Here is a 15,705-nt window from a genome sequence, read left to right as displayed (position 1 = left end):
GAATCTGCAGTGTCAGATGACAGGTATGCGTGATTACTCGACCCTTGATTGGGAAGTACGCCACCAGCGAAGAAGAGAAGTGTGCTTAGTCATCATGTTGCTCTCTGTATTTTCATCCAACACGGTTATTGCCGTGAACTTGTGTACTAGTTAACTGGAACGAGGAGGCAATGTCAACTCTCTTTTTGCACAATATGTTAGCGGCCAGCGTGGAGTCGTTAATCTGGCGGGAGCGCCATCGGCAGAATAGATTTCCGTCCGGCCAACCATAACGGGTATGATAGAAAGCCAAGCCATCGCAGGATATCCCTTTTGACAGACAGCAGCCCACAATCCTCCGCTTTTACCCTGTACGATCTCCACAGCCACACCACCGCTTCGGACGGTTACTTAACGCCGACTCAACTGGTGCAGCGAGCCGTTGAGATGCGCGTTGGCGTGCTGGCTATTACCGATCACGACACCACCAACGGATTGGCAGAGGCCGCGGCCGCGATAGCCGATCTTGCCTTGCCCTTGCAGTTGGTTAACGGCGTGGAGATTTCTACGCTGTGGGAAAACCATGAGATCCACATTGTTGGGTTGGGGCTCGATATCACCCATCCGGCGCTGTTACAGCTGCTGGTCGAACAGACCGAGCGCCGTAATCTGCGGGCGCAAGAAATCGGCGTTCGGTTAGCAAAAGCGCGCATTCCCGATGCCTATGCCGGAGCGCAACTGCTGGCGGGGGATGGGGCGGTTACCAGAGGGCATTTTGCCCGTTTTCTGGTGCAGCAGGGCATAGCTGGCAACATGGCGCAGGTGTTCAAGAAGTATCTCGCCAAAGGGAAAATCGGCTATGTTCCGCCACAGTGGTGTACAATAGAACAAGCCATTGATGTCATTCATCAATCCGGTGGCCAAGCGGTGATGGCGCATCCGGGCCGTTACGATCTGACGGCAAAATGGCTGAAACGTCTGTTGGCCTATTTTGCCGAACACGGCGGTGATGCGATGGAGGTGGCGCAGTGTCAACAAGCCCCCCATGAGCGTACGGTGTTGGCTAAATATGCGCAGGACTACCAATTATTGGCGTCTCAGGGTTCGGATTTCCATCAGCCCTGTTCGTGGATTGAGTTGGGGCGCAAACTGTGGTTACCCGGCGGTGTTGAACCGGTTTGGCGTGATTGGCCACAGCCCCAACAGAACTTAGTCGATTGATTTAACGCGGGCGTTGTTTTGCGCGTGCATCATTTTCAGGAGTTAGAGATGAGCCAGCTATTTTATATTCACCCGGACAACCCGCAGCCGCGCCTGGTCAATCAGGCCGTAGAGGTGCTGCGCAAGGGTGGCGTGATCGTCTATCCAACAGACTCTGGCTACGCGCTGGGCTGCAAACTTGAAGAGAAGACGGCGTTGGAGCGTATCTGCCGCATTCGCCAGTTGGACGGTAACCACAACTTCACGCTGATGTGCCGCGATCTGTCCGAGCTGTCGACCTATGCCTATGTGGACAATTCGTCGTTTCGCCTGATCAAGAACAATACGCCCGGCAATTACACCTTCATCCTGAAAGCGACCAAAGAAGTACCTCGTCGCCTGATGAATGACAAGCGTAAAACCATCGGTTTGCGCGTGCCATCCAACCCGATCGCTCTGGCATTGCTGGAAGTGCTCAATGAGCCAATGATGTCGACCACGCTAATGCTGCCAGGCAATGATTTTGCTGAATCCGATCCGGAAGAGATCAGCGAACACCTTGGCAAGCAGGTGGATCTGGTGATCCACGGCGGTTTCCTGGGCCAGCAGCCAACCACGGTTATCGACCTGACCGAATCCTCCCCGGAAGTGATCCGTGAAGGGGCGGGCGATCCAGCGCCTTTCCGCTAAACTGCCGGACGAAGTCAGTGCCAAGGAGGGATAAAGCCTGTATAATAAGCGGTTGGTTTTGACCAAGTGCTAATCTTTGCGGCCGTCTCTCCTTGCTGAGAGTGGCGGCAAAGTCCCCCCGACGCCTGTGAAGGCGACATTAGAGGTTGCTCAATGAGCGAAAAGTTACAGAAAGTATTAGCGAATGCTGGCCATGGCTCGCGTCGTGAAATAGAAACCATGATTGAGGCAGGTCGCATCAGCGTCGACGGCAAGATCGCCAAACTGGGCGACCGCGTTGAAGTGGTCGCCGGGATGAAAATTCGCCTGGACGGTCATGTTGTCTCGATCAAAGAATCCGAAGAAGCGGTTTGCCGCGTGCTGGCTTATTACAAGCCGGAAGGTGAACTCTGTACCCGTAGCGATCCAGAAGGTCGCCCAACGGTCTTCGATCGCCTACCAAAACTGCGTGGTTCTCGCTGGGTAGCGGTAGGGCGTTTGGACGTGAATACCTCAGGCTTGCTGCTGTTTACCACTGACGGTGAACTGGCTAACCGCCTGATGCACCCAAGCCGCGAAGTTGAACGCGAATACGCCGTGCGCGTGTTCGGCCAGATCGACGACGAAAAGCTCAAGCAACTGAGCAAAGGTGTCCAACTGGAAGATGGCCCGGCGGCATTCCGCACCATCACCTTCCAGGGTGGCGAAGGGATCAACCAGTGGTACAACGTCACGCTGACCGAAGGCCGTAACCGTGAGGTGCGTCGCCTGTGGGAAGCCGTTGGCGTGCAGGTAAGCCGCTTGATCCGCGTGCGTTACGGCGATATCGATCTGCCAAAAGGCCTGCCTCGTGGCGGCTATACCGAGCTGGATCTGAAGGCGATCAACTATCTGCGTGAGCTGGTGGAACTGCAGCCGGAAACCGTCAGCAAACTGCCGGTAGAACGCGATCGTCGCCGTGTGAAGGCCAACCAGATCCGCCGTGCGGTAAAACGTCACAGCCAGGTCGCTCCCGGCAGCCGTCGTGGTGCACCAGGCAGCAGCAAACCGGGTAAACCGGCCAAGCCTTCCAAGCGTAGCTAAATTTATCACCGTGGCCTTGCCTTCTGGCTTGGCCACGGGTTATTCAGTTACCAGTCAATACCCTGCTGAGCCTTGATCCCCGCTTCAAACGCGTGCTTCACCGGCCGCATCTCCGTCACGGTATCCGCCAGCTCCAGCAAATCGCGATGACAGCCACGCCCGGTGATAATCACCGTCTGGTGTGCAGGACGCTGCTCAAGGGCTTCCAGCACCTCTGACAGCTCTAAATAGCCGTAGGTGACCATATAGGTCAACTCGTCCATCAGCACTAGATCCAGGCTGCTGTCGGCCAGCATCCGCTTACCGTGTTGCCAGACGGCCTGGCAGGCGGCGGTATCGCTTTCCCGATCCTGGGTTTCCCAGGTAAAGCCGGTTGCCATGACCTGAAATTCCACGCCGTGCTGTTGCAGCAGGTTTTTCTCGCCGTTGGGCCACTGGCCTTTGATAAACTGGATCACTCCGGCCTTCATCCCGTGGCCGACGGCACGAGTGACGGTGCCAAATGCAGCGGTGGTCTTGCCTTTGCCATTGCCGGTAAAGACCAGCAACAGACCGCGGGTTTCCTGCGCGGCGGCAATGCGGGCATCCACCTGTTCTTTCAGCCGTTGCTGGCGTTGTTGGTGACGATCTTCAGCCATGTTAAAAGCTTCCTTATTCGGCGGCGCCGGGTTTACGGTTGGGTTGAGCATCGAAGCTCATGCCGGTTTTACGGCGGCTGTCATCGCCCATCAAATACAGATAGAGCGGCATGATATCGGCCGGTGTTTTCAGCTTGTTTTTATCTTCCTGTGGGAATGCAGATGCGCGCATTTTGGTGCGAGTTCCGCCAGGATTGATGCAATTTACCCGCAAGTTTCGGTTTTTATACTCATCGGCCAATACCTGCATCATCCCTTCGGTAGCAAACTTGGAAACGGCATAGGCCCCCCAGCCAGCACGGCCGGTGCGGCCGACGCTGGAGCTGGTGAACACCAACGATCCCGCATTGGATTTCAGCAGCAACGGCAGCAGCGCCTGGGTAAGCATGAAGGTGGCATTCACGTTGACCTGCATCACTTCGTTCCACATGGTCATCGAAAGCTCGGCCATTGGGGCGATGTCGCCCAACAGACCAGCGTTTTGTAATACGCCGTCCAGACGTGGCACCTTGGTGGCCAAGTCTTCCGCCAGGGTTTGGCACTGCTCTGGCGTGGTGTGTAACAAATCCAGCGTAACGATATGCGTCGGGGCGCTGGAGATGGCGGCAATTTCGGCCTGGACGGCCTGCAGTTTGCTTTCCGTGCGGCCAAGAAGCACTAGCTGTGCGCCGTAGCGAGCGTAAGTCAGCGCCGCTTCACGACCAATGCCATCGCCCGCCCCGGTGACCAGAATAATTCGTTGTTCGAGCAGATCCTGCTTAGGTTGGTAATGCACAATAATTCCTCGCGCCTGGTTGGCGGCTCCCGCGCTATGGCTGGGAGCTTGGGTGGATAGCGGATCGCTGGCAGGAGCAGGGTTGCTCAACCACTATGGCGATCCACTGCGAATTTTGTCGGTAATTTAATGAATAATGTCTGTTATATGCCTGAAATGGATCGCATTTTCAATGAGTAACCTACAGAAACGGCATTCTTTTGTAACAAAAACGGTACAATAGTGGCTTGGTTATCGCTGCGGGCAACCCCATAGCACGGAGGTGTGCCGTATGCTCATCAATCTGAATTTTCATTTAGGCGCGACAGCCGTGGTGCCATTTGCTAAAAAGTACCTAGGGGCGCTGCATGCTGCGCCCGCTCAACTAACAAACTGTAAATAAAGGCGGTATCTGTGGAGTTTATATCTGTTTATGGCCTTTTCCTGGCCAAAGTTGCCACGGTGGTGATTGCTATTGCCGCGCTGGTGTTGCTGGCGGTAAGCCTCGGGCAGCGCAAGAGCCAGCAGAAAGGGGAACTACAGCTTACCGACCTGGGTGAGCAATATCGTGAAATGCAGCGGGAAATGCGTCTTGCCCGCATGGGGGCGGCAGAGCAGAAGGCCTGGAGCAAGCAGTTCAAAAAGCAGAACAAGGCCGACGACAAGCTGAAAAAACAGCGCGCCAAGGCCGGTGCGGTAGAGGCCGTCAAACCTTGCCTGTATGTGCTGGACTTCAAGGGCAGCATGGATGCCCATGAGGTCAGCTCACTGCGTGAAGAGATCTCTGCCGTGTTGGCGGTGGCTACGGCCAAGGATGAGGTGTTGCTGCGTTTGGAGAGCCCTGGTGGGGTGGTGCACGGCTATGGCCTGGCAGCGTCGCAGCTGGAGCGCCTGCGTAAGGGAGGTATCCGCCTGACGGTGGCGGTGGATAAGGTCGCGGCTAGCGGCGGTTATATGATGGCCTGCGTGGCCGACCGCATTGTGGCGGCCCCGTTCGCCATCATTGGTTCGATCGGCGTGGTTGCGCAGATCCCCAACTTCCATCGCTTGCTGCAAAAGAGCAATATCGATGTGGAATTGCACACCGCGGGCCAGTTCAAACGCACCTTGACCCTGTTTGGTGAGAATACCGAACAAGGGCGGGAAAAGTTCCGTGAAGATCTGAACGAAACCCACGAGTTGTTCAAACAGTTTGTTCATCAGCAACGCCCTTCATTGGCTATCGAAGAGGTCGCGACCGGTGAGCATTGGTATGGCACTCAGGCAAAAGATAAAGGGCTGGTTGACGCGGTCGGCACCAGTGACGATCTGCTGATTGCCGAGATGGAAAACCATGAAGTGGTGGGGGTACGCTATGCCCGCCGAAAACGCCTGATCGATCGCTTTACCGGCAGTGCGGCAGAGAGTGTCGATCGTCTGCTGTTGCGCTGGTGGCAGCGCGGTGAGAAACCGCTGTTGTAAGCCGGTAAATCGGTGAATGCACGGGGCCTGATGGCCCCGTTTTTAATGGTTAACCCACCAGATGGTATTTCTCGGAAAGCACATGAGCCAGGTGCTTAAACATATTAAATACGGCGGTGGTTTTTGCCGTTGGCAGCCCCTCGGGATCTAAAAAGAACTCGCCGCGGAAAACCAACACGCTGCCTTTCTGCTCAACGTCGGTGGCCACCATGCCGTGCATATAATCTTCGTGTTGGCGGATGATGTTATTTGCTTCAGTAAGCAGATCTGCTCGTTCGATGGGTTGAGTGTTGTTACGCATTTATTTCTCCTGCTAGCGAAAATTCTGAACGTATTCTAGCGCGGGTTCGCGTTTATCCGCAAACCAGCTAAGGTTTAATTGCCGTCTGGACGGCCAGTGATTTGACCGTCCGTGGCGAAATGAGGTTTTCCGCGCTAATTAAGTTGCGTCGCGTTTGTTATCAGGTAGAGTGTGGGATTTTGCGGCTTCCGGTGGAAGGATTTGTTTACGCTCAACGCAGGTCATAGCTGGCCTGGCTTCTGGGGTTTGGCGTGAACAGGTTAGGCTGGTGAAATGCGTTCAGGTTGACCAGTTAGGCAACCATTAGAAAAAAACAGGTTGATCTCTTGCCAGAGTACCGCAATATAAATAAGAGATACGAATTGCCGCGGTACGGCGAGACAAATGGCTTCTTTTTAGAAGTATTAAATTCAGGTAAAGGTAATTATGGGCAAAGCTCTCGTAATAGTTGAGTCCCCGGCAAAAGCCAAAACTATTAATAAATATTTAGGTAATGACTACGTGGTGAAGTCCAGCGTCGGTCATATCCGTGATTTGCCGACCAGTGGCTCAGCTAGCAAAAAGAGCGCTGAGTCAACCGAAGACAAAACCAAAGACAAAGCCAAAAAGAAAGTCAAGAAAGATGAAAAGACCGCGCTGGTCAATCGCATGGGCGTCGATCCTTACCACGGGTGGGAAGCGCAATATGAGATTTTGCCCGGTAAGGAAAAAGTGGTCGCCGAGTTAAAGTCGTTAGCCGAAAATGCTGACCACATTTACCTCGCAACCGACCTTGACCGCGAAGGGGAAGCCATCGCCTGGCACCTGCGGGAAGTGATCGGTGGGGACGACAAGCGCTTTAGCCGCGTGGTGTTTAACGAAATCACCAAAAACGCGATCCAGCAGGCGTTCCAAGCGCCAGGCGAGCTGAATATCGATCGTGTCAACGCACAGCAGGCGCGTCGCTTTATGGACCGCGTGGTGGGCTACATGGTGTCGCCACTGCTGTGGAAAAAAATTGCCCGTGGCCTGTCTGCTGGCCGGGTGCAGTCCGTTGCGGTACGGCTGGTGGTGGAGCGTGAACGCGACATCAAGGCGTTCGTACCCGAAGAGTACTGGGAACTGCATGCCGATCTGCTGGCGAAAGGCGAAATCGCGCTGCAGATGGAAGTCACCCACGCCCACGATAAGCCGTTCAAACCGGTTAACCGTGAGCAGACCCATGCCGCGCTTAACCTGCTGGAAAAAGCCCGTTATACGGTGCTGGATCGTGAAGACAAGCCAACCAGCAGCAAACCGGGTGCACCGTTCATCACCTCCACGCTGCAACAGGCTGCCAGTACCCGCCTGAGCTTCGGCGTGAAGAAAACCATGATGATGGCGCAGCGTCTGTATGAAGCCGGTCATATCACCTATATGCGTACCGACTCCACCAACCTGAGTCAGGATGCGGTCAACATGGTGCGTGGTTATATCGGTGACAACTTCGGCGACAAATACCTGCCGAAAGCGCCTAACCAGTACAGCAGCAAAGAAAACTCCCAGGAAGCGCACGAAGCGATCCGTCCTTCCGATGTCAGCGTATTGGCTGAACAGCTGAAAGATATGGAAGCGGATGCGCAGAAACTGTATCAGCTGATCTGGCGTCAGTTTGTCGCCTGTCAGATGACACCAGCGCAATACGACTCCACCACGCTGACGGTGAAAGCGGACGACTTCCTGCTGCGTGCCAAAGGCCGTACGCTGCGTTTCGATGGCTGGACCAAGGTGATGCCTGCGCTGCGTAAGGGCGATGAAGATCGCACCTTGCCGTTTGTGGAAGTGGGCAGCGAGCTGGATCTGCAAAAGCTGATCCCGAGCCAGCACTTTACCAAGCCACCGGCGCGTTACAGTGAAGCTTCACTGGTTAAAGAATTGGAAAAACGCGGAATTGGCCGTCCATCTACTTACGCCTCGATCATCTCGACCATTCAGGATCGTGGCTATGTGAGGGTAGAGAGCCGCCGGTTCTACGCGGAAAAAATGGGTGAGATCGTCACCGACCGCCTGGAAGAAAACTTCCGTGAGCTGATGAATTACGACTTCACCGCGCGCATGGAAAATGGCCTGGACCAGGTCGCCAACAACCAGGCGGAATGGAAAGCGGTGCTGGACGAATTCTTTGCCGAATTCAGTGAGCAGTTGGAAATCGCCGAGAAAGACCCTGAAGAGGGCGGTATGCGGCCGAACCAGATGGTGATGACCAGCATTGACTGTCCGACCTGTGGCCGCAAAATGGGTATCCGCACCGCCAGTACCGGCGTGTTCCTTGGTTGCTCCGGTTATGCGTTGACGCCGAAAGAGCGCTGTAAAACCACCATCAACCTGGTGCCGGAAGCGGAAGTGCTGAACATCCTGGAAGGGGATGATGCAGAAACCAACGCCCTGCGTGCCCGTAAGCGTTGCCAGAAGTGCGGCACCGCGATGGACAGCTACCTGATCGACAACCAGCGCAAGCTGCACGTGTGTGGTAACAACCCGGCCTGTGACGGCTACGAAATCGAGCAGGGCGAATTCCGCCTGAAAGGTTACGACGGCCCGATCGTTGAGTGTGAAAAATGTGGTTCCGAAATGCACCTGAAAATGGGGCGCTTTGGCAAGTACATGGGCTGCACCAACGAAAACTGCAAGAACACCCGTAAGATCCTGCGCAGCGGTGAAGTTGCGCCGCCGAAAGAGGATCCGGTCCCGCTGCCAGAGTTGCCGTGCGAGAAATCGGACGCCTACTTTGTGTTGCGTGATGGGGCGGCAGGCGTGTTCCTGGCGGCCAACACCTTCCCTAAATCGCGCGAAACCCGTGCGCCGTTAGTGGAAGAGTTGCTGCGCTTCAAAGATCGTTTGCCGGAGAAATTGCGCTATCTGGCCGATGCGCCGGTGGCCGATCCGGAAGGCAACAAGACGATGGTGCGCTTCAGCCGTAAAACCAAGCAACAGTATGTCTCATCAGAGAAAGACGGTAAGGCCACCGGCTGGTCCGCATTCTTCGTTGATGGCAAATGGGTTGAAGGCAAGAAGTAACCCGTACGCAAGGCAACAGCAAAAAACCAGCTCACTGAGCTGGTTTTTTATTGGCGAAAATCGGCTGGCGGATCTATTCTTCTCTGCTTTTTCTTATTTTTATCGGCAAGGCTCGGCGTTGATAATCATGCGAAAAGATCGTTATCATCTTGTGAAGCGGCTCTATACTTGGTAGCGCGACATGATATAATGGTTATATAAAAACGTTTTTTATGATTAAAGCTTATTAGCAACGGCGTTTTCATCAGCATCTGGGCGAAATCACTGTGTTTAAGGCTTGTGAGAATTAAGCATACCGGGCAACACCGAGATACCTGGCTGCGGCAAGCCGCAGTGTTTTAACCTAGGATGGTATTCAAATATGAAATTGCAGCAGCTTCGTTACATCGTAGAAGTGGTGAATCATAACCTCAACGTCTCTTCCACGGCTGAGGGTCTCTATACCTCGCAACCGGGTATTAGCAAGCAGGTGAGGATGCTGGAGGATGAGCTCGGCATCCAGATTTTCGCCCGTAGCGGCAAGCACCTTACCCAGGTGACGCCTGCTGGCCAGGAAATTATCCGTATTGCTCGCGAAGTGCTGTCCAAAGTGGAGGCCATCAAGGCCGTTGCCGGGGAACATACTTACCCTGACAAAGGTTCGCTGTATGTGGCAACCACCCATACCCAGGCACGCTACGCCTTGCCCAATGTGATCAAAGGCTTTATCGAGCGTTACCCGCGCGTATCGCTGCATATGCACCAGGGCTCGCCAACGCAGATTGCCGAAGCGGTTTCCAAAGGCTCGGCAGACTTTGCCATCGCTACCGAAGCATTGCATCTGTATGACGATTTAATCATGCTGCCGTGCTACCACTGGAACCGGGCGGTAGTAGTGAAGCCCGATCATCCTTTAGCGGGAAAGAGCCACATCACCATTGAAGAGCTGGCCGAGTATCCTATCGTTACCTATACCTTCGGCTTTACCGGGCGCTCAGAGCTGGATACCGCGTTTAACCGGGCGGGGTTGACGCCGCGCATCGTGTTTACCGCTACCGATGCAGACGTGATCAAGACTTATGTACGCCTGGGGCTGGGTGTTGGCGTGATCGCCAGCATGGCGGTCGATCCGGTGCAGGATCCGGATTTGGTGATGGTGGATGCCCGCGATATCTTTACCTATAGCACCACCAAGATCGGTTTCCGTCGCAGTACCTTCCTGCGCAGCTATATGTACGATTTTATCCAGCGTTTCGCTCCGCATCTGACGCGCGACGTGGTCGATACCGCCGTGGCTTTACGTACCAATGATGAGATCGAAGCCATGTTCAAGGACATCAAACTGCCGACCAAATAGGCCGTTAACTTGAGCCGCATTACACCATTTAAACCGCCGAAGGGCGGTTTTCCATTGTCTGATACCTGCTAACTCATTGACCTACCAGTAGCTTCCCGCCTTTGATTGCTCTTGCCTATCGTTATGATCAATACGTGTTGTTATCAAAACGTTACATGGCGTTTGTGTTATCTTTAAATAACACCTCAGAAATCACCCTGGTTTGACATAATAAAAAATGGAGGAGCTATGTCGTCCGATCTTCGTAAAACGAGTATGGATAAGCTGGTAGCATTGGGTAGTGAGTATCACTATTACAGTTTGCCACTGGCGGCCAGACAGTTAGGGGATATTGACCGGCTGCCGAAATCGATGAAAGTGTTACTGGAAAACCTGTTGCGCCATGTGGATGGTGATACGGTACAGGTTGACGATCTGAAGGCGATCGTAGGCTGGTTGCAAACCGGCCATGCCGATCGCGAAATTGCTTATCGCCCGGCGCGGGTGCTGATGCAGGACTTCACCGGCGTGCCTGCCGTGGTGGATTTGGCGGCAATGCGTGAGGCCGTTCTGCGCCTGGGCGGGAAAGTCGATCAGGTGAATCCGCTATCACCGGTCGATCTGGTTATTGACCACTCGGTCACTGTCGATGAGTTTGGCGACGATGACGCCTTTGGCGAAAACGTGCGTATCGAAATGGAGCGAAACCACGAACGCTACACCTTCCTGCGTTGGGGGCAAAAGGCCTTCAACCGCTTCCGCGTGGTGCCACCCGGCACCGGCATCTGCCATCAGGTGAACCTGGAGTATCTGGGGCAAACCGTTTGGCATACCGAAGAGAATGGCCAACGCATTGCTTACCCCGATACCCTGGTGGGGACCGACTCCCACACCACCATGATTAACGGCCTTGGTATCCTCGGTTGGGGCGTTGGCGGTATTGAGGCCGAAGCTGCCATGTTGGGCCAGCCGGTCTCGATGCTGATCCCGGATGTGGTGGGCTTTAAACTCAGCGGTAAGTTACCTGAGGGGATTACGGCCACCGACCTGGTGTTGACGGTCACCCAAATGCTGCGTAAGCATGGCGTCGTCGGCAAGTTTGTTGAGTTTTATGGTGATGGGCTGGCCGATTTACCGCTGGCGGACCGGGCAACCATTGCCAACATGTCGCCAGAGTTTGGGGCAACCTGTGGCTTCTTCCCGGTGGATGACGTGACGCTGAGCTACCTGCAGTTAAGTGGTCGTAGCGCTGAGCAGATCGCATTGGTGGAAGCCTATGCCAAGGCTCAGGGGATGTGGCGCAATCCAGGCGATGAACCGGTGTTTACCAGCACGCTGTCGCTGGATATGTCGACGGTTGAGGCAAGCCTGGCAGGGCCAAAACGCCCGCAGGATCGCGTCGCGCTACCGCAGGTGCCAACAGCATTCACCGCCGCGACCGAGCTGGAAATTGGCGGTCAGAAAGATAAGCAGGAAGTGAAAAGCTTCACGCTGGGTGGCAAAAACCTGGAGCTAAATGCTGGCGCGGTGGTGATCGCAGCCATTACCTCCTGTACCAATACCTCCAACCCGAGCGTGATGATGGCCGCTGGCCTGTTGGCCAAAAAGGCCGTTGAAAAGGGTTTGAAGACCAAGCCTTGGGTGAAAACCTCACTGGCACCGGGTTCCAAAGTGGTGACCGAATACTTCGACCGCGCCAAACTGACGCCGTACCTGGAACAATTGGGCTTTAACCTGGTTGGCTATGGTTGTACGACCTGTATTGGTAACTCTGGCCCGTTGCCCGAGCCGATTGAGCAGGCGATCAAGGAAGGGGATCTCACCGTCGGGGCCGTGCTGTCCGGTAACCGTAACTTTGAAGGGCGCATCCATCCGCTGGTAAAAACCAACTGGCTGGCTTCGCCGCCACTGGTGGTTGCCTATGCGCTGGCAGGTAACATGAAGGTTGACCTGACCAAAGATGCGTTGGGCGTAGGTCGCGACGGGAAACCGGTCTATCTGAAGGATATCTGGCCTACCAGCCAGGAGATTGCCCAGGCCGTGGCCGAAGTCAGCACCGAAATGTTCCATAAGGAATATGGTGCAGTGTTTGATGGCGATGCCAGTTGGCAAGCGATCCAGGTGACCGGTTCCGCGACCTACGAATGGCAAGCCGACTCTACCTATATTCGCCATCCGCCATTTTTCAGTACCATGAAGGCGCAACCGGATCCGGTGCAGGACATTCACGGCGCGCGTATTCTGGCAATCCTGGCAGACTCGGTGACCACTGACCATATCTCGCCTGCGGGCAACATCAAGCGTGACAGCCCGGCGGGACGCTACCTGAGCGAACGTGGTGTCGAGGTGAAAGAGTTCAACTCTTACGGTTCGCGCCGCGGTAACCATGAAGTAATGATGCGGGGCACTTTCGCCAACATCCGTATCCGTAACGAAATGGTTCCGGGCGTGGAGGGCGGTTATACCCGCCATCTACCTTCGCAGAATCAGATGGCGATCTATGATGCCGCCATGCAGTATCAGCAGGAGCAGGTACCACTGGCGGTGATTGCGGGTAAAGAGTATGGCTCTGGCTCCAGCCGCGACTGGGCAGCCAAAGGCCCGCGTTTATTGGGGGTGCGAGTGGTGATCGCGGAATCCTTTGAGCGCATCCACCGTTCCAACCTGATCGGTATGGGCATCTTGCCGTTGGAATTTCCGCAGGGTATAACGCGCAAAACGCTGGGTTTGACGGGGGAGGAACTGATCGACGTGAGTGGTTTGCAGGCGTTGCAACCCGGCCAGATGGTACCGGTCAATATCACCTATGCCGATGGTCGGCAGGTGGTGGTGAATACCCGTTGCCGTATTGATACCGGCAATGAGCTGACTTATTACCAGAACGACGGCATCCTGCACTACGTTATCCGTAAAATGCTGTAGAGAGAACAAGGGCGCCAAAAGGCGCCCTTGTTGTTATTTTTTGTCCAGCAAGTGGCCCATTTTAGCGGCCTTGGTGGCCAGATAACGTTCGTTCTTCGGGTTACGGCCGACGATCAACGGCACGCGCTCGGAGATATTAATGCCCGCTTCGCTCAGGATCTCGACCTTCTTCGGGTTATTGGTCAGCAGGCGCACTGCATCCACCCCCAGCAGTTTGAACATATCGGCGCACAGGGTGAAGTCTCGCTCATCGGCGGCAAAGCCTAGCTGATGGTTAGCTTCCACCGTGTCCGCTCCTTTATCCTGCAAGGCATAGGCGCGTATCTTGTTCAACAGACCGATATTACGGCCTTCCTGGCGGTGATACAGCAGAATGCCGCGGCCTTCCTCGGCGATCTGTTCCAACGCGGCTTCCAGCTGAAAACCGCAGTCACAGCGCAGGCTGAACAGCGCATCACCGGTCAGACATTCGGAATGAACCCGTGAGAGGACCGGTGTTTCGCCGGTAATATCGCCGAAAACCAGTGCCAGATGATCGTGCCCGGTGGCCAGTTCTTCGAACCCCACCATCAGAAAATCACCCCATGGTGTTGGCAGTTTGGCTTCCGCCACACGTTTAAGCTGCATGTCACTCTCCAAAAACACTACCTGTCAAATCGCTGCGTGCATCCTACGACTGGAACAGGGGACTGACCAGCATTAAAACAGACGGCGACGATCGCTATTTCATTCATTGTCAGCTATTTTGCCATAACTTGTGGCCGAGCGGTGCTCAGCAAAGCAGCATATGGTGTTTTACCGCTCCTATTGTTGCAATAGGTCAGTTATCTATCTAATTTCTCTTGTTTTGCTGAGTTATCAAGATTGTTACACTGCGGGTTAACCACAGTGGAAGGATAATGGGATGTTAAAGATAGCAAAACGCACGGCGGGTGGAGCGATTGTGCTGATGTTGTTGCCGCTGGCGGTCTGGTTGTTTGGCTGGCACTGGCAACCCGGCGGTAATGACGGCCTGTTAAAAGCGCTGTTCTGGGTAACGGAAACCGTCACTGCGCCCTGGGGTATTCTCACCAGCCTGATCCTGTCGGCCTGGTTTCTGTGGTGTCTACGCTTTCGGCTGAAAGCGGCGGTAGGGCTGTTCATCCTGTTGTCTGCGGCAATCGGGATTGGGCAGGCGATCAAATCTTCCATCAAAGAGCAGGTACAGGCACCGCGGCCGTTTGTCGTGTGGCTGGAGTCGACCCATCAGATTGACGAAAAATACTTCTACTCGCTGGACAGGAAGCAGCGTAGCGCGCTGGTCAAAGAGCAGTTGCTGGACCAGGCGCTGGTACCTGAATGGTTGAGTAAACACTGGCAGTTTGAAACCGGCTTCTCGTTCCCTTCAGGCCACACGATGTTTGCCGCTATGTGGGCATTGCTGGGGGTTGGGCTGTTGTGGCCGCGGCGGCATTATAAAACCGTAGCGGTGTTGATGATTTGGGCATTTGGCGTGATGGCGAGCCGCCTGATGCTCGGCATGCATTGGCCGCGGGATCTGGCGATGGCGATTGTCATTAGCTGGTTGCTGGTTACCCTGGCCAGTTGGTTGACTCAGCGTTGGTTTGGGCCACTCACCATTCCACCGCAGGAGCAGCAGGAAATCGGCGAGCGGGAATGCGAGCAGTAATTTAGCAGGAGAGGTGATGAAAGCTTAGTGTGACGTTGTCACTAATGGCGGCTCCAACCCGGGGCCGCATCAACGCGGGTTTTTACCCTGCATTGCAATCTGTCCTTTCGCCCCCATATCTTATCAAACTCGTGATTTTGAGAAGCTTTCTCATTAATTTGCTCAGGCGCTGCATTTGTTGCTGAATATCCCAGCAGATCTGCGGTTTTATCGTCTGCCAGGGTTTCCCTGCTACGACGGGAAATGCTAACTTAAGTCATAGGGACGCCACTTAGCGGCAATTACCCGTGGGCGGCAAACCCTGTATTGGGTTCCGGTTTGTGGCCTTGAGGGTAGAGTTCATCCGATTCACTCGGCATTGCGGGAAAGAATGTGAAATATTTACTGATTTTTTTACTGGTTCTGGTGATTTTCGTGGCTTCAGTCACGCTGGGCGCGCATAACGACCAGGTGGTGACGTTTAACTATTTGGTTGCCCAGGGCGAATATCCGGTATCAACCCTGTTGGCCACCCTGTTTGGTGCTGGCTTTGTGCTGGGTTGGATTATTTGTGGGTTATTTTATCTGCGCACACGCATCGCTCTTGGGCGTGCAGAGCGGAAAATCAAAAGGCTGGAACTGCAGCTCGAAGCACCTGTCGAGCCGGCATCGTTGCCCGCAGTCAGCAAGGAATAATCT

Annotated in this window: 13 protein-coding genes and 1 other annotated feature (1 of these 14 cut by a window edge); of the genes, 9 read left to right on the top strand and 4 right to left on the bottom strand. The window is 54.7% G+C overall.

The genetic code is table 11. From position 1 onward, the window contains the following. Positions 1–72 (bottom strand) — a sequence feature (Trp leader region); it reaches 33 nt to the left of the window's first position. Positions 73–312: 240 nt separating this feature from the next. The 3 genes from KGP21_RS15585 to rluB all read left to right on the top strand — a co-directional run bounded on the left by KGP21_RS15585 (position 313) and on the right by rluB (position 2,931). Continuing rightward, on the top strand, positions 313–1,200 hold the full coding sequence (locus KGP21_RS15585) for a PHP domain-containing protein (protein WP_021806579.1): 888 nt from the start codon (positions 313–315) through the stop codon (positions 1,198–1,200). Between the two features lie 48 nt (positions 1,201–1,248). Then, positions 1,249–1,869, top strand: coding sequence for an L-threonylcarbamoyladenylate synthase (locus KGP21_RS15580; protein WP_021181255.1), 621 nt, complete (start codon positions 1,249–1,251; stop codon positions 1,867–1,869). A 153-nt stretch (positions 1,870–2,022) separates the two neighbouring features. Next, the gene (gene rluB / locus KGP21_RS15575; RefSeq protein ID WP_021806578.1) at positions 2,023–2,931 is read left to right on the top strand and encodes a 23S rRNA pseudouridine(2605) synthase RluB; all 909 of its coding nucleotides are present in this window, start codon (positions 2,023–2,025) and stop codon (positions 2,929–2,931) included. A 47-nt stretch (positions 2,932–2,978) separates the two neighbouring features. Here the strand turns inward: rluB and cobO are convergent, their stop codons facing one another. After that, positions 2,979–3,569 (bottom strand): cob(I)yrinic acid a,c-diamide adenosyltransferase, encoded by a 591-nt coding sequence (cobO, locus tag KGP21_RS15570; RefSeq protein ID WP_021806577.1) that lies wholly within the window; start codon positions 3,567–3,569, stop codon positions 2,979–2,981. Positions 3,570–3,582: 13 nt separating this feature from the next. Continuing rightward, positions 3,583–4,344, bottom strand: coding sequence for a YciK family oxidoreductase (locus KGP21_RS15565; protein WP_059200952.1), 762 nt, complete (start codon positions 4,342–4,344; stop codon positions 3,583–3,585). Positions 4,345–4,737: 393 nt separating this feature from the next. Here KGP21_RS15565 and sohB point away from each other — a divergent pair, with 393 nt between their 5' ends. Further along, a complete protein-coding gene (gene sohB / locus KGP21_RS15560; protein WP_223535612.1) occupies positions 4,738–5,784 on the top strand; it encodes a protease SohB in 1,047 nt (348 codons plus the stop codon). Positions 5,785–5,833: 49 nt separating this feature from the next. On the opposite strand, the gene KGP21_RS15555 is transcribed toward sohB, so the two are convergent. Continuing rightward, positions 5,834–6,085 (bottom strand): YciN family protein, encoded by a 252-nt coding sequence (locus tag KGP21_RS15555; RefSeq protein ID WP_021806572.1) that lies wholly within the window; start codon positions 6,083–6,085, stop codon positions 5,834–5,836. A 426-nt stretch (positions 6,086–6,511) separates the two neighbouring features. Here KGP21_RS15555 and topA point away from each other — a divergent pair, with 426 nt between their 5' ends. The 3 genes from topA to acnA all read left to right on the top strand — a co-directional run bounded on the left by topA (position 6,512) and on the right by acnA (position 13,358). After that, the gene (gene topA, locus KGP21_RS15550; RefSeq protein WP_223535609.1) at positions 6,512–9,121 is read left to right on the top strand and encodes a type I DNA topoisomerase; all 2,610 of its coding nucleotides are present in this window, start codon (positions 6,512–6,514) and stop codon (positions 9,119–9,121) included. A gap of 361 nt (positions 9,122–9,482) precedes the next feature. Next, on the top strand, positions 9,483–10,457 hold the full coding sequence (gene cysB / locus KGP21_RS15545) for an HTH-type transcriptional regulator CysB (RefSeq protein WP_021181263.1): 975 nt from the start codon (positions 9,483–9,485) through the stop codon (positions 10,455–10,457). A gap of 228 nt (positions 10,458–10,685) precedes the next feature. Further along, positions 10,686–13,358 carry an aconitate hydratase AcnA gene (acnA, locus tag KGP21_RS15540; protein ID WP_223535606.1) on the top strand — a complete coding sequence of 891 codons (2,673 nt, stop codon included), beginning with the start codon at positions 10,686–10,688 and terminating at the stop codon, positions 13,356–13,358. Positions 13,359–13,391: 33 nt separating this feature from the next. Here acnA and ribA read toward each other — a convergent pair whose 3' ends face one another. Then, positions 13,392–13,985, bottom strand: a complete 594-nt coding sequence (gene ribA / locus KGP21_RS15535) for a GTP cyclohydrolase II (protein ID WP_021182092.1) — start codon at positions 13,983–13,985, stop codon at positions 13,392–13,394. A 277-nt stretch (positions 13,986–14,262) separates the two neighbouring features. Between ribA and pgpB the strand changes: the two genes are divergently transcribed. Together pgpB and KGP21_RS15525 are read left to right on the top strand one after the other, a co-directional pair. Beyond that, positions 14,263–15,027: a phosphatidylglycerophosphatase B gene (gene pgpB / locus KGP21_RS15530; RefSeq protein WP_223535604.1), complete on the top strand. Its 765-nt coding sequence runs from the start codon at positions 14,263–14,265 to the stop codon at positions 15,025–15,027. Between the two features lie 372 nt (positions 15,028–15,399). Then, the gene (locus KGP21_RS15525) at positions 15,400–15,702 is read left to right on the top strand and encodes a LapA family protein (RefSeq protein ID WP_059200939.1); all 303 of its coding nucleotides are present in this window, start codon (positions 15,400–15,402) and stop codon (positions 15,700–15,702) included. Positions 15,703–15,705 lie beyond the last annotated feature (3 nt).

It is taken from the genome of Serratia sp. JSRIV004 (assembly GCF_019968705.1).
Taxonomy (GTDB): domain Bacteria; phylum Pseudomonadota; class Gammaproteobacteria; order Enterobacterales; family Enterobacteriaceae; genus Chania; species Chania fonticola_B.
This window is presented reverse-complemented; position numbering and strand designations above follow the sequence as displayed.

Coding starts and splice junctions, on each gene's coding strand:
- cysB (WP_021181263.1), top strand. CDS start 9,483: ATGAAATTGCAGCAGCTTCGTTACATCGTAGAAGTGGTGAATCATAAC.
- ribA (WP_021182092.1), bottom strand. CDS start 13,985: ATGCAGCTTAAACGTGTGGCGGAAGCCAAACTGCCAACACCATGGGGT.
- KGP21_RS15555 (WP_021806572.1), bottom strand. CDS start 6,085: ATGCGTAACAACACTCAACCCATCGAACGAGCAGATCTGCTTACTGAA.
- topA (WP_223535609.1), top strand. CDS start 6,512: ATGGGCAAAGCTCTCGTAATAGTTGAGTCCCCGGCAAAAGCCAAAACT.
- cobO (WP_021806577.1), bottom strand. CDS start 3,569: ATGGCTGAAGATCGTCACCAACAACGCCAGCAACGGCTGAAAGAACAG.
- KGP21_RS15580 (WP_021181255.1), top strand. CDS start 1,249: ATGAGCCAGCTATTTTATATTCACCCGGACAACCCGCAGCCGCGCCTG.
- pgpB (WP_223535604.1), top strand. CDS start 14,263: ATGTTAAAGATAGCAAAACGCACGGCGGGTGGAGCGATTGTGCTGATG.
- rluB (WP_021806578.1), top strand. CDS start 2,023: ATGAGCGAAAAGTTACAGAAAGTATTAGCGAATGCTGGCCATGGCTCG.
- acnA (WP_223535606.1), top strand. CDS start 10,686: ATGTCGTCCGATCTTCGTAAAACGAGTATGGATAAGCTGGTAGCATTG.